At 67.4% G+C, this 13657-nt stretch carries 11 protein-coding genes, 1 tRNA gene and 2 pseudogenes; 8 read left to right on the top strand and 6 right to left on the bottom strand.

The window, feature by feature from the left end; genetic code table 11:
• Window positions 1-8: 8 nt before the first annotated feature.
• The 3 genes from adhP to JAN5088_RS00945 all read right to left on the bottom strand — a co-directional run bounded on the left by adhP (window position 9) and on the right by JAN5088_RS00945 (window position 3667).
• Window positions 9-1043, bottom strand: coding sequence for an alcohol dehydrogenase AdhP (adhP, locus tag JAN5088_RS00955; protein WP_055680923.1), 1035 nt, complete (start codon window positions 1041-1043; stop codon window positions 9-11).
• A 13-nt stretch (window positions 1044-1056) separates the two neighbouring features.
• Window positions 1057-2577, bottom strand: coding sequence for an aldehyde dehydrogenase (adh, locus tag JAN5088_RS00950; protein WP_055680922.1), 1521 nt, complete (start codon window positions 2575-2577; stop codon window positions 1057-1059).
• Window positions 2578-2710: 133 nt separating this feature from the next.
• Window positions 2711-3667, bottom strand: coding sequence for a GAF domain-containing protein (locus tag JAN5088_RS00945; RefSeq protein WP_177220034.1), 957 nt, complete (start codon window positions 3665-3667; stop codon window positions 2711-2713).
• Window positions 3668-4176: 509 nt separating this feature from the next.
• Between JAN5088_RS00945 and JAN5088_RS00940 the strand changes: the two genes are divergently transcribed.
• From JAN5088_RS00940 to ureG, 6 genes are all read left to right on the top strand, one after another.
• Window positions 4177-4479, top strand: coding sequence for an urease subunit gamma (locus JAN5088_RS00940; protein ID WP_055680921.1), 303 nt, complete (start codon window positions 4177-4179; stop codon window positions 4477-4479).
• A gap of 245 nt (window positions 4480-4724) precedes the next feature.
• Window positions 4725-5045 carry an urease subunit beta gene (locus JAN5088_RS19010; protein WP_055681134.1) on the top strand — a complete coding sequence of 107 codons (321 nt, stop codon included), beginning with the start codon at window positions 4725-4727 and terminating at the stop codon, window positions 5043-5045.
• The gene (locus JAN5088_RS00930) at window positions 5032-6741 is read left to right on the top strand and encodes an urease subunit alpha (protein WP_055680920.1); all 1710 of its coding nucleotides are present in this window, start codon (window positions 5032-5034) and stop codon (window positions 6739-6741) included. The genes JAN5088_RS19010 and JAN5088_RS00930 overlap by 14 nt, the downstream gene beginning before the upstream one ends.
• Window positions 6742-7425, top strand: coding sequence for an urease accessory protein UreF (locus JAN5088_RS00925; RefSeq protein WP_055680919.1), 684 nt, complete (start codon window positions 6742-6744; stop codon window positions 7423-7425).
• On the top strand, window positions 7403-8227 hold the full coding sequence (locus JAN5088_RS00920) for an urease accessory protein UreD (protein WP_082429740.1): 825 nt from the start codon (window positions 7403-7405) through the stop codon (window positions 8225-8227). The genes JAN5088_RS00925 and JAN5088_RS00920 overlap by 23 nt, the downstream gene beginning before the upstream one ends.
• 16 nt (window positions 8228-8243) lie before the next feature.
• On the top strand, window positions 8244-8954 hold the full coding sequence (gene ureG, locus JAN5088_RS00915) for an urease accessory protein UreG (protein ID WP_055680917.1): 711 nt from the start codon (window positions 8244-8246) through the stop codon (window positions 8952-8954).
• A gap of 440 nt (window positions 8955-9394) precedes the next feature.
• Here ureG and JAN5088_RS00910 read toward each other — a convergent pair whose 3' ends face one another.
• Together JAN5088_RS00910 and JAN5088_RS00905 are read right to left on the bottom strand one after the other, a co-directional pair.
• The gene (locus JAN5088_RS00910; RefSeq protein WP_055680916.1) at window positions 9395-10282 is read right to left on the bottom strand and encodes a universal stress protein; all 888 of its coding nucleotides are present in this window, start codon (window positions 10280-10282) and stop codon (window positions 9395-9397) included.
• Window positions 10283-10612: 330 nt separating this feature from the next.
• Entirely contained in the window at window positions 10613-10912 is a 300-nt protein-coding gene (locus tag JAN5088_RS00905) for a YjiS-like domain-containing protein (protein ID WP_055680915.1), read from the bottom strand.
• Between the two features lie 390 nt (window positions 10913-11302).
• Here JAN5088_RS00905 and JAN5088_RS00900 point away from each other — a divergent pair.
• Both JAN5088_RS00900 and JAN5088_RS00895 read left to right on the top strand, forming a co-directional pair.
• Window positions 11303-12571: pseudogene (locus tag JAN5088_RS00900) on the top strand (D-amino acid dehydrogenase); the annotation flags it as partial.
• Window positions 12572-12648: 77 nt separating this feature from the next.
• Window positions 12649-12725 (top strand) — tRNA-Met (locus tag JAN5088_RS00895).
• Window positions 12726-12795: 70 nt separating this feature from the next.
• Here the strand turns inward: JAN5088_RS00895 and JAN5088_RS00890 are convergent.
• A pseudogene (locus tag JAN5088_RS00890) lies at window positions 12796-13656 on the bottom strand (ABC transporter permease); the annotation flags it as partial.
• Between the last annotated feature and the right edge of the window lies 1 nt (window position 13657).

Here is a 13657-nt window from a genome sequence, read left to right as displayed (position 1 = left end):
CGTTCGGATCAGGCCGAGAGATCCATGACCATCCGGCCTTCAATCTTGCCCGCCTTCATCCGGTCGAAGACCGTGTTGACGTCCTCCAGGGAGGCCGTTTCGATGGTGGCTTTCACCTTTCCGTCGCTTGCAAAATCGAGCGATTTCTGAAGGTCGAGCCGCGTGCCCACGATGGAACCGCGCACGGTGACGCCATTCAGCACCATACCGAAGATGTTGAGCGGAAAGTCACCCGGCGGCAGGCCGTTCAGTGCGACGGTGCCTCCGCGATCCACCATGCCGATGGCCTGCTCGAACGCCTTTTCGCTGACCGCCGTGACCAGGATACCCTGAACGCCGCCGCCGGTTTCGCGTTTGACCTCGGCAGCGGGGTCTTCGCTCGTGCGGGCATTCACGGTGATCTTGGCCCCGAGGCGTCGCGCGAGGTCGAGCTTGGCATCGTCGATATCGACCGCGACCACATCGAAACCCATGGCGACGGCGTATTGGACCGCCATGTGCCCGAGCCCGCCGATGCCCGAGATGGCGACCGTATCGCCCGGTCGGGCATCGGTCATCTTGAGGCCCTTGTAGACGGTAACGCCCGCGCAGAGAACGGGCGCGATCTCGTTGAAGCCGATGTTATCGGGCAGGTGGCCGACGTAGTCGGGATCGGCGAGGACGTATTCCGCGAAGCCGCCGTTTACCGAATAGCCGGTGTTCTGCTGGCTTTCGCAGAGCGTCTCCCAGCCGCCAAGGCAATGGCGGCAATGGCCGCAGGCGGTATAGAGCCACGGCACCCCGACGCGGTCGCCCTCCTTCACGTTGGTCACACCTTTGCCCACGGCCGAGACGAACCCGACCCCTTCATGGCCGGGAATGAACGGTGGCTTGGGCTTGACGGGCCAATCCCCCTCGGCGGCGTGCAGGTCCGTGTGGCAAACGCCGGACGCCTGGATGGCGACCTGGATCATGCCGGGCTCGACCTCTGGGATCGGCGCTTCCTCGATCCGGAGAGGGGCACCGAATTCGCGGACGACGGCCGCTTTCATCGTTTTCGACATCACTTCTTCTCCTTCAGAAAAATCCAAGCTTGTTGGGGTTGTAGCTCACCAGCATGTTCTTGGTCTGCTGGTAGTGGTCGAGCATCATCTTGTGGTTCTCGCGCCCGATGCCCGACTGCTTGTATCCGCCAAAAGCAGCATGGGCGGGATAGGCGTGATAGTTGTTGACCCAGACACGGCCCGCTTCGATCCCGCGGCCCATGCGGTAGCAGCGGTTTGCATCCCGGCTCCAGACACCGGCGCCCAGGCCGTACATGGTGTCGTTTGCCAAGGCCAAGGCTTCGGCCTCGTCCTTGAAGGTCGTGACCGACACGACGGGGCCGAAGATCTCCTCCTGGAAGACGCGCATCTTGTTGTGGCCCTTCAGGATCGTGGGCTCGATGTAGAAGCCGCCCGCTATGTCGTCCGGAACGTCGGCCAGACCGCCGCCCGTCAGCACCTCGGCCCCTTCGTCGACGCCGATGGTGAAATAGGACATGATCTTGTCGCGCTGCTCCTCGCTGGCCTGTGCGCCGACCATGGTTTCCATGTCGCGCGGATCGCCCTGCTTGATCGCCTTGACGCGCGCGATGCAGCGTTCGATGAACGCCTCATAGATATCTTCCTGGATCAGTGCGCGGCTGGGGCAGGTGCAGACTTCGCCCTGGTTGAACGCGAACAGCACGAAACCCTCGACCGCCTTGTCGAGGAACGCGTCATCCTCGGCCATGATGTCCGAGAAGAAGACGTTGGGCGATTTGCCACCCAGCTCCAGCGTCACGGGGATCAGGTTCCTTGTCGCGGCCTGCATGATCTTGCGGCCCGTTTCGGTCGACCCGGTGAAGGCGATCTTGGCGATGCGCGGGCTTTCGGCCAATGCGCCGCCGACCTCGGCGCCGTAGCCGTTGACGACGTTCAGCACGCCGGCGGGCAGCAGATCGGCGATCAGTTCGACCAGCACGAGGATCGCCGCCGGGGTCTGCTCGGCCGGTTTCAGCACGACGCAGTTCCCCGCCGCCAGCGCCGGGGCCAGCTTCCAAGCGGCCATCAGGATCGAGAAGTTCCATGGGATGATCTGCCCCACCACGCCGAGGGGTTCATGGTAGTGATAGGCCACGGTGTCCGCGTCGATCTGCGACATCGTGCCTTCCTGGGCCCGGAGTACCCCTGCAAAATACCGGAAGTGGTCGATGGCGAGCGGAATGTCCGCGGCTGTCGTCTCGCGGATCGGCTTGCCGTTATCCCAGGTTTCGGCCTGCGCCAGAAGGTCGAGATTCTCCTCCAGCCGGTCCGCGATCCGGAGCAGTGCGTTCGCCCGTTCCGTAGCGGAGGTAGCTCCCCACTGTGCCTTCGCGGCATGCGCGGCGTCGAGTGCCAGTTCCACGTCGGCCGGGCCCGATCTCGCGACCCGGCAGACTGTCTGCCCGGTGATCGGGGTGACGTTCTCGAAATAGGCCCCGTCGACCGGAGCGACGAACTTGCCGCCGATGAAGTTGTCGTACCGGTCCCTGAAGGGCGAGGCGTAGAGGCTTTCGGGTTTGCTCATCTCGTTCATGGTTTTCCTCCGCTGATCAACCGGAGCTCCCTCCCGGTTCGGCATCAGCCTGCCACAAAGGTGCAGAGCGACGAATACAGCCGGGCAAGATGGACAGGTCGTGGTGTCTCGACAGTGAGACACTCGGCCGGTCCTACCTTTCGATGCCGAACTTGTGCATCTGCCGGTAGAGGGTGGCGCGTCCGATTCCGAGCACCCGGGCCGCCTGCGAGACGTTGCCGTCCGCGCGCACCAAGGCGCGCACGACCGCGGCCCGTTCGGCCTTCTCGAAGCCCGTCGGGCCGTCGCCCCGACCGAAGAGGTCCACCGACGGGCGCAGTTTGAGCGGGCCGACCGACTCAAGCCCGAAGACACGGCGAGCAGAGCGGGTGGCCCCGATCACCAGATCATTGTCGTCGACAGCCAGCAGCGCCGTTGCGTCGGCCCCGTCCGGGTCGGCCAGGATGATCCGCGCATCGGGAAAGGTCGCCCGAAAATGAAGGTTCTCAATGGTCTGGGCATATTGGGACACCGCGGCGGATAACAGCCGGTTGAACCCCTCGGTCTCGTTCACGCGCGCGGAGGATACATCCAGTGCCGCTAGAATATGCCCGTCCGCACCGAAGATCGGCGCATCCATGCAGCTGAGCACCGTGTTCCGTGCCAGAAAATGATCATCGCGATGGATGGTGACCCGGCGCCTCTCGGCCAGGCAGGTGCCGATCCCGTTCGTGCCCTCGTGCGCCTCGCTCCAGTCGGCACCGGGGCGCAGACCCCAGTCGCGAAAGATCTCGGCATCCGCGTCGGCGCATCTGAGGTCGAGCACGATCCCCGTCGCGTCGGTCAGCAGAACCCCGCAGCCCGATGCACCGACGAGCGCGAATAGCTGGTCCAGCTTCGGCATCGCCATTGCAAGGAATTCCCCGAGTTCATCCCGACGCCGCGCCAGTTCGCGCGCCTCGACCACATGAGGCACCTTGCCTCTGGCGGTATCGAGACCGTGATGTTCCATCGAACGCCGCCAGGACGCGGCGACGGGTGACCGCGCCGCGTCCGACCGGGATTCGACCGCGCGCATGACCTTGTCGATATGGTCCGCTTCCTGCCGCATGATGTGTCCTCCCGTATGAGGCAGACAGCGAAGGTCCAAGCGGAGCGCGTGGCGTTGCGCGTGCCTCCCCTTTCGATGTTTTTAACGCCTATCATAACACGATCGATCTTCGAACTGACCAGATCATATGATGTCCGATCGGCTCCGCTCCGCTCGGGATCCGCGCCAGTAGGTCCGCCCTGTTCGGGCCCAAGTGCCGTTCCAGCCATTGCGAACACTGCCGCAACATGAGCCATCTGCAGGGGCCGCCCATCATGGCCAGGCCGGCCCCCGTTCGGCTCCGGTCTGCATGCCGGGCGGGGCGACGTACGCTCCTTCGTGGACGCCACGGTCAGCGCGACCTTGTGCCGTCGAGGGATCACGATGGCAACCGCGCTCCGGACTTAGGCAAGAAGCTGGACGGGCTGGCAGATCCTTCCCGGCGGCGGAGCGCAATTAGGGGGTGACACCGGGACGCCGCACCTTCACGGTGAAGGTGAATTGCAATTCAGGCCCGAAAGGGGACGTCCATGTTGCTCAGCATGCAAGAGCAGGAACGGCTGATGGTCTACACGGCCGGAAAGCTTGCGCTGGAGCGTCGTGAGCGGGGGTTGAAGCTCAACCTTCCGGAAGCGACAGCGCGGCTGACCTCCTACCTTCTCGAACGTGCGCGCGACGGGGAGACGGTGACGGACCTGATGGAATCGGGTCGCAACGTCCTGACGCGGGACGACGTCATGGAAGGCGTGCCCGAGATGATCGCCCAGATCCAGGTCGAGGCCACCTTTCCCGACGGCACCAAGCTCGTCACCGTGACGGAGCCGATCCGATGACAGGCAAGCTCAATCCCTTCGCCCGGCTCGTGGCCGACAACCTGTCACCCGCCGAGACCGAGGAGAGACCGCGGTATCCGACCGACGATCCGGGTCGCGAATACGACCGGTCCAGTTCGGAGGCGCCCGAGCAGACCCGGTCCTCCGGCGTCAGCGCCCCGAGCGAGCCGCGCCGCCCCGGCGGCGGCACGCGGCAGGCCCCGCGCCGGCAGTCGGAGGCGCCGCTCGACGAGGGGACCGATCCGCTGATCCCCGGCGAGATCCTCTATGGCGAGGGCGACGTTGTCATCAACGAGGGGATGGAAGTCACGACGATCCGCGTGGCCAACACCTCCGACCGCCCCATCCAGATCGGCTCGCATTTCCACTTCGCCGAGGTGAACCCGGCGCTGCAATTCGACCGGGCCGCGGCCTGGGGCAAGCGTCTTGCAGTGCTGTCGGGCGGGGCGGAGCGGTTCGAGCCGGGCGCGGTCGAGGAGGTGGAGTTGGTCCCGATCATGGGGCGGCGCGTGGTGCTGGGCCTGCGCGGGGAATGCCGAGGGGGGCTTGACGATGCAAAGGATTGATCGCCGCGAGTACGTCGCGTCCTACGGGCCGACCAAAGGCGACCGGATCCGGCTGGCCGATACCTGCCTGACCATCGAGGTCGAGGAGGACCGCTCGGGCGGGGGGGACGAATCCGTCTTCGGCGGCGGCAAGTCGATCCGCGAATCCATGGGACAGTCCTCGCATACCCGTGCCGACGGCACGCCCGACCTCGTCATCACCGGCGCGGTGATCCTGGATCACTGGGGCGTCATCAAGGCCGACATCGGCATCCGCGACGGGCGCATCGTCGGCATCGGCAAATCGGGCAATCCGGACACGATGGACGGGATCGACCCGGCGCTGGTCATCGGCCCCTCGACCGAGATCATGGCGGGCAACGGTCTGATCGCCACGGCGGGCGCAGTGGACACGCATGTCCATTTCGTCGGCCCGCAGATGCTGCAAGTCGCCCTGGCCGCGGGCGTCACCACCGTGACCGGCGGCGGTACCGGCCCGACCGAAGGGTCGAAGGCGACGCTGGCCACGCCCGGTTCCTGGTGGATGGAGAGGATGCTGGAGGGCTTCGACCCCTGGCCGGTCAACGTGCTCTTCCTTGGCCGCGGCAACACCATGTCGAAAGAGGCGATGTGGGAGCAGCTGCGCGGCGGCGTGGGCGGCTTCAAGGTGCACGAGGACTGGGGCGCCACGCCCGCCGCCATCGACGCCTGCCTGTCGGTGGCCGAGGAATCCGGGGTGCAGGTGGCGATCCACTCGGACACGCTGAACGAGGCGGGTTTCGTCGAGGATCTGCTGCGCGCGGTCGACGGCCGCACCTTCCACGCCTTCCATACCGAGGGCGCGGGCGGCGGACACGCGCCCGACATCATCTCCATTGCGGGCGAGCGGAACGTCCTCCCCGCCTCCACGAATCCGACACGGCCCTTCACCCGCAACACGGTGGCCGAGCATCTCGACATGGTAATGGTCGCGCATCACCTGAACCCTCAGGTTCCCAACGACCTCGCCTTCGCCGAAAGCCGGGTGCGCGCGGGCACAATCGCGGCCGAGGACATCCTTCAGGACATGGGCGCAATCTCGATCATGTCGTCGGACGCACAAGCGATGGGCCGCATCGGCGAGACGGTGATGCGGACCTGGCAGACGGCGCATCAAATGAAGAAGCTGCGCGGCTCCGCCCCCGGCGATGACCGCGCCGACAACCACCGCGCGCGGCGTTACGTGGCGAAATACACGATCTGCCCCGCCGTCGCGCATGGGATGGAGCGCGAGATCGGGTCCATCGAGGTGGGCAAGAAGGCCGACATCGTGATGTGGCAGCCCGCGCTTTTCGGGGTGCGTCCGCATACGGTGTTCACCGGCGGCATGGTGGCGACGGCGGCGCTGGGCGATCCCAACGCCTCGATCCCGACGCCGCAGCCGGTGATGGAGCGGACCGGGTTCAACGTCCATTCGCCGGCCGCGGGGGCCACGTCGCTCGCCTTCGTGTCGCAGCCGGCGATGGACGACGGGCTGCCCGACCGGATCAACACGAACCGCACGTTCGTCGCCATCGAGAACACCCGGGGGCGCGGCAAGGAGGACATGCCGGAGAACACGGCCCTGCCGCGTATCGAGGTCGACCCGGACACCTATCAGGTCAGGATCGACGGAGAGACCGCCGATCACGAGCCCGCGCATGAGGTTCCGATGGCGCAACGGTACTTCCTGTTCTGAATGGCGCGGGCCGCGGGAGGATCGGCGGCGCTTCTGCTGCTGGCGGACGGTCGCCTGCCGGCGGGCGGCTATGCCCATTCCGGCGGGCTGGAGCCGGCGGTGACGGCCGGCCGCATCACCGACATGGCCGGGGTGGAGCGGTTCCTGATCGGGCGCGCCGAGACGGCCGGGCTGACCGCTGCCGCTTTTGCCGCCGCTGCCTGCAGTCGCGCGGCGCGTGACGACCTGTCGGACCTGTCCGGGCTCGAAGCCGAACTCGACGCGCGCATTCCGTCGCCCGAACTGCGCACGGTCTCGCGCAATCTCGGGCGGCAGCTTCGTCGCGCCATGGCGGGCATCCACCCCCATCCGCATTACGCCACCCTGGGCGCAGCGCCGCACCAACCGATCGTGATGGGTGTGGCGGCGGCAGTGCTGGGCCTCGGGCCGCGCGACGCGGCCCTGGCCATCCTGCATGAGACCAATTCGGGCGCGGCGGCAGCCGCCGCCAAGGTGCTGCGCGTCGATCCGTTCGAGGTGCATGCCATCCTGGCGCGCATGGCGGATCGGCTCGACCGGCTGGCCGGAGAGGCCGCGGCGGCGGCGGCCGGCCCCGCCTGCGACCTGCCCGCGCCCGCATCGCCCCTGGCCGATATCGCCGCCGAGCATCATCGGAGAACGCATGTACGTCTCTTCGCCTCCTGAACCCGTCGGCCTCGCCAACCGAATGACCGCCCGCGCCGCGCTGGCGACCGAATTGTCCGGGGGCGCCAGCCGCATCCGCGCGCTGCGTTCGGACGGGCCGCTCGTGCTGCGCCCCTCGCACCCCAAAGGTGCCGAGCCGCTGACCCATCGCCGCCCCGACGTGGCCCGCGTCTCGCTGGCGGCGGGCACGGCCGGGCCGCTCGGCGGCGACGACTACGCCCTGTCGATCCATGTGGGCGGGGGGAGCACGCTGGTTCTGCAGGAGGTGTCGGCCATGCTGGTGCTGCCGGGCGCCACCGGAGGCCGCTCCCGCACGGCTGTCGACATTCGCGTCGAGAGCGGCGCCACCTTCGTCTGGTGGCCGGAGCCGATCATCGCCGCGCACCGCTGCGACCACGAGCATGATATCCGCATCGAGATCGCCCCGGATGCCCGCATGATCCTGCGGGAAGAGGCGATCCTCGGCCGTCATGGCGAGATGCCTGGCGATTTCGCGAGCCGTCTCCGCATCACCCGCGGCGGCCTGCCGCTCTACGACCAGCGGCTGCGCTTCGGGCCCGGGGCCGAAGGCGCGGATGGCCCGGCCATCCTCGGCGACGCGGGCGCTGTCGGATCGGTCATCGTCGTCGATCCGGTCTGGGTCGATGACGCACCGCCGGCGCTGCCCTTCCACCGCGATGCCGCACGTACCCCGCTGGCCGGCCCCGCCGTCGCCATCGCCGCCATCGCCGCCGACAGCCTTGCCCTGCGGCGTCTGCTCAGTCGGGGCGTGCAGGACCTTGGCGCCCCCTGGGCCGCCTGATCTCGAGGAGAGACCCATGACCGAAAAGACACCCCGCTCCCTGCGCCTCGGCGTTGCCGGACCCGTCGGTACGGGCAAGAGTTCCGTCATCGCCACGCTCTGCCGCCATCTGCGCGACGAGTTCGCCCTCGGCGTCATCACCAACGACATCTACACCGACGAGGACGCGCGCTTCCTGAAGTCGGCGGGCGTCCTGCCGGAAGAGCGTATCCGCGCCGTCGAGACCGGCGCCTGCCCGCACACGGCGATCCGTGATGACGTCACCATGAACCTGATGGCCGTCGAGGACATGGAACGCGACTTCGCCCCCCTCGACATCGTCCTGGTGGAAAGCGGCGGCGACAACCTGACGGCGACCTTCTCGCCCGCGCTCGTGGATGCCCAGCTTTTCGTGCTGGACGTGGCCGGCGGCGGCGACGTGGCGCGCAAGGGCGGGCCGGGGATCGCCCGGGCCGACCTTCTGATCATCAACAAGATCGACCTCGGCCCGCACGTCGATGTGGACGTAGCGCAAATGGTCGCGGACGCCGAGGGCGCGCGCGAAGGAAAACCCGTCCTGGCGCTGTCGCGCAAGCATCCCGACACGATCGAGAAGTTGTGCGACTGGGTGCGGCAGTTGCACGCCGCCCATGCCGCAGGCCACCACACGCCCGTCGACCCCGGCCCCATGGCACCACATCACCATCCGCATGACAGCAATCACGCCCATGGCCATTCCCACGACTGAGAACCGCCGTGGCGGTTTCGGATCCCCGTTCGGGATCGTCACGGGGCCAAGATCCCCCGGGCGGCGACCTTTGTGAAAGGTCGCTCGCAGGCTCTCTTGCCAGTCGGTTCCTCCATCCGTCGCCGAGCCTTCACCTGCGCAGCCGTCATCGGTATCTTCGCCCTGTTCCGTGGGTTCCATCATGTCGCCGGGACGGGGCGGCCAGGTAACGCGCCACCTGTCCCGGTCACGCAACGCCCCGTTCGAGACGCCCATCGGACGCCGAACCGATGGGCTGAAATGGCCTGCCATCTGGCAGCGCGGTTTTTCGCTCAGCGATGCGCATGACTTCATCTCGGCCAGCGGAAGCACCGTGAGCCGCCGAAGATCAACGAGCGGAAGTTGCCCTGCCCCAATATCGTTGGGCTGAGCGGTGCGCGGAACAGCGCTGGGCTCAGCGCTCAGTCCGACTGACCGCCCTCGGGCGGGCGGCAGACCAGCACGTCACAGGGCGCATCGCGCACCACCCGCCGCGCCACGCTGCCCACGAAGGCGCGGCGGAACAGGCCGGCGCGCCCTCGCCCCAGCACGATCAGGTCGCTCCCGCGCCGGCGCGCTGCCCGGACGATCGCGTCGGCCGGGTCGCCCTGCATCACGCGCAGGGTTACGGGGCGGTCCAGCGTCGCCGCAAGCTCGCGCAGGTTTCGGGCGGCCGCATCCGCGATCGCGCGCCGGTGCGCCTCCATCTCCTCGGGGCCTGTGCCGATCCGCAGGATCGCCTCCTCGAGCTGCTGCACGATCCGCACCGCTTGCACGAGGTGCAGCGACGCCTGCGGCAGAAGACCGGCGGCGAAGGACAAAGCCGCCTCGTCCGACGGCCCGCCATCCGCCGCAAGCAGGACACGCGCGTGCGGGGGCGCGATCCCGGCCCGGACGACGAGCAAAGGCACGTACCCCGATGCCATGACCCGATCGGTCGTCGACCCCAGGATGCGGTCGGCCAGACGGTCGCCCTGATGTGCGCCCATGACCATCAGACCGGCCCCGACATCCCGCGCCAGATCGGTCAGGCAAGTGACCGCGTGGCCCAGGACGATGCGGACGTCGATGTCGATGTCCGCCCCGTCGAGCCCGCCGAGCGCAGCTTCGATCCGATCGCGCGCGCCGCGTTCCAGTTGCGCGCGGAGCGTCTCGCCCAGATCGAGCGACGGCAGGGGACCCGGCACGTCGATCACATGCGCGATCGTCACCGCGGCCCCATGGGCGCGCGCCAATTGCAGCGTGCGGGCGAGCACGGCCTCGCCCTGGGGAAATCGGTCCACCGCCGCCAGTAGTCTCGCCAAGGCCATTGCCGCTCCTTTCGCGTCCGGTCCCCCACCCTAACGCGATTGCCATGCCGGGTTTAGGGGGGTTGGCCAACCCTGCCATACCGTCCCGGCCGCCAGCGTCGCGGCCATCGGGATCAGTGGAGCCATCCATAGCGACAAGCCCGACCGCGCGGGGAGTGCGGACCGCCACATCGCCCGACAGGCGCGTGGCGGAGAGGGCGGACCGCTGTCATCCCCCCATCGGTCGGGGCAGAGCCGAAGCTGGTGCAGGAGGAAACCCGTCGGGGAACAGATCCTCGTGATAGGCCCTGCTCAGCATCACGTCATGCCTCCCTTTCGGGATCGCCCCCTTCAGGCTGCCCGTGCGTAGACCTCCGCCTGCTCGGGCGCGGGGGATGTCCGTCGCGCGACCGGCGCCATCCGCAGTTCGCCCCGGTCCAGCCGGTCGACGAACTCCGCGATGCCGCCACGATGCAGGCCGATGTCCCGCAGCGTCCGGTCATCGAGGCTGTGGAGAGTTGCGACCATCCGCTGCCGCTGCCAACCGTCGAGGCGGGTGCGCAGCCAACGGCGCAGACCGACGCGCCCGGGTGCGATGTCGATGCGCCGCTGCGGGGCGTCGAGAACGCGGGCGATGATGAGAGGATGCATGTCTTTTCCTTTCCGAAGATGCTGACCGACGACGTCCGGCTGGCCCCTGCGAAGGGACGCCTGCCAGTCGTTCGTCTTGCGTGTCGAGAGATCAGGATCACCCCCGTGGCGCCGGACGGACTCCGCCCGCGCCCGGGGCTAATGCCGGGTCAGCAGATTTCCCGCGAACAGCAGGAACCTCTTGGAATAGCTGATTTTCCTCATGCTTCATATGTGGGCCGGCGGCGTGGCGCTTTCAATCCGCCTCTCTGCCCATCGGCGCGAAAGCGCCCATCCTGCGGACCGTCCCCCCAGATGCAGAACCGGCTGCGCGAAAACCGGACCTTGCGGACGCAGCTGCGAAGGTGCTGATCTGCGCCCGGCGGCAGCCGCGTCGCCCTTGCAGTCAGTCAAAAGGGAAAAGCCATGAAGGTCATCGTTCTTGGGGCAGGCGTGATCGGCGTGACGACCGCCTGGTATCTGGCGCGCGCAGGGGCCGAGGTCACGGTGATCGAACGCCAATCCGGGCCGGGCATGCAGACCAGCTTCGCCAACGCGGGCGAGCTCAGCTACGGCATGACCTCGCCCTGGGCCGCACCCGGCATCCCGCTCAAGGCGATCAAATGGATGATGATGAAGTACCGCCCCCTGTTCGTGCGGCCGTTGCTCGATCCCGACCTGATGCGCTGGACCTGGATGATGCTCGGCAACTGCAACGCCGCGTCCTATCGGACCAACAAGGCACGCATGGTCCGCATCTCGAACTACAGCCGCGACGCCATGACCGAGTTGCTGGAAGAAGTGCCGCTCGACTTCGACCTGCGGGAGCTGGGCACGCTGCAACTGTTCCGCACCGAGAAGCAGGTCGAGGCGTCGAAGGCCGATCAGGAGGTTCTGGCCGAGTTCGACTCTCCCTACGAGGTGCTGGACCGCGACGGCTGCATCGCGGCCGAGCCGGGACTGGCCCACGTGCAGGAAAAGTTCGTGGGCGGCCTGCGCCTGCTGGCCGACCGGACCGGCGACTGCCGCATGTTTACCGAGGCGCTGGCCGAACGGGCCGCCGGACTCGGCGTGACCTTCCGCTATGGCGAGACCGTCCGCGCGCTGGAGACGCGCGGCGACCGGATCATCGGCGTGCGGCTCGACGCCGGGCCGGAGGAGGCTGATGCCTATGTCTGCGCCTTGGGCCCGCAGGCCCCTGCGATCTTGCGGACGGCGGACATTCGCGTGCCGATCTACCCGGTCAAGGGTTATTCCATCACCCTGCCAGTCACCGATCCCGACGCCGCGCCCCGCTCGACCCTAATGGATGAGACGCACAAGGTCGCGATCACCCGGCTGGGCGACCGCATCCGCGTGGCGGGCCAGGCAGGGCTGGTAGGATACGACGAACGGCTGAACGCGCATGCCACCGACACTGTGCGCCATGTCGTCTCGGACCTGTTCCCCAAGGGCGGCGACCTGTCGCAGAGCGAGGGCTGGACCGGCCTGCGCCCCATGACCCCCGACGGCACACCGGTGCTGGGGCCGACGCGCTATGGCAACCTGTTTTTGAACTCCGGGCACGGAACGCTGGGCTGGACGATGGCCTGCGGATCGGGCCGGGCCGTGGCCGACGCGGTGCTGGGCCGCACGCCAGAGATCGACTTCGACGGGCTGACGGTCGCGCGATACGGCTGACGCGCGAACGTCAGACCGATGCAAAAAATCCTGACGACGGGGATTGTATCCCCCCCACGAGGCAGCTAGATGCCCCTTGCGGGATGGAGCAGTCCGGTAGCTCGTCAGGCTCATAACCTGAAGGTCGTAGGTTCAAATCCTACTCCCGCAACCAGCACCCCTCATCATCCGTCAGGGCCGGTACCGTTCGGCGCCGGGCCTGGTCCCGGAACACGCGCTCCGGTTCAGCCAGGCGTCATGCCCCGCATCCGCTCGGACCGGCGGCGGAGCAGTTCCACCGTCGTCAAAAGCCCGATCGAGATGACCACGAGGATCGTCGCCACTGCCAGAATGGTGGGCGATATCTGTTCGCGCAGGCCGATGAACATCTGCCAGGGCAGCGTCTTCTGTTCGGCGGACCCCACGAACAGAACCACCACCACCTCATCGAAGGAGGTGATGAAGGCGAACAGCCCCCCTGAAATCACGCCCGGCAGGATCAGCGGCATCTGCACCTTGAAGAACGTCCGCACCGGCCCCGCTCCGAGGTTGGCCGAGGCCCGCGTCAGCGATTCGTCGAAGCCCACCAGCGTCGCCGTCACGGTGATGATGACGAAGGGAATGCCCAGCGCCGCATGGGCCAGCACGACCCCCAAGTAGGTGCCCTGCAACCCGATGCGCGAATAGAAGAAGTACATTCCCGCCGCCGAGATGATGAGCGGGACGATCATGGGCGAGATCATGATCGCCATGATCGCCCGGCGGAACGGCACATGGCTTTGCGACAGGCCGATGGCCGCCAGCGTACCCAGCGCGACCGACAGGAGCGTAGCCACCGGCGCGATCGTGACCGAGTTGCTCACCGCCTGCTGCCAGTCGGGGTTGGTGAAGAAGTCGCGGTAGTGCTTGAGCGAATAGGCCTCCGCGTCGAAGGCCAGCATGCCGGGGGTGAATGTGAAGAAGTTCTCGGCGTTGAAGCTGAGCGGGATGATGGTCAGGATCGGCGCGATCAGGAAGAAGAAGATCAGCCCGCAGATCACGAGGAACGTGTAGTGCCAGATCTTCTGGCCCAGGGTGGCATAGGGGGGAAGCGTCATGCGGTCTCTC

This window comes from Jannaschia rubra, from assembly GCF_001403735.1.
Classification (GTDB): domain Bacteria; phylum Pseudomonadota; class Alphaproteobacteria; order Rhodobacterales; family Rhodobacteraceae; genus Jannaschia; species Jannaschia rubra.
The sequence above is the reverse complement of the archived record's forward strand: the minus strand, read 5'-3'. Positions and strand labels throughout refer to the sequence as shown.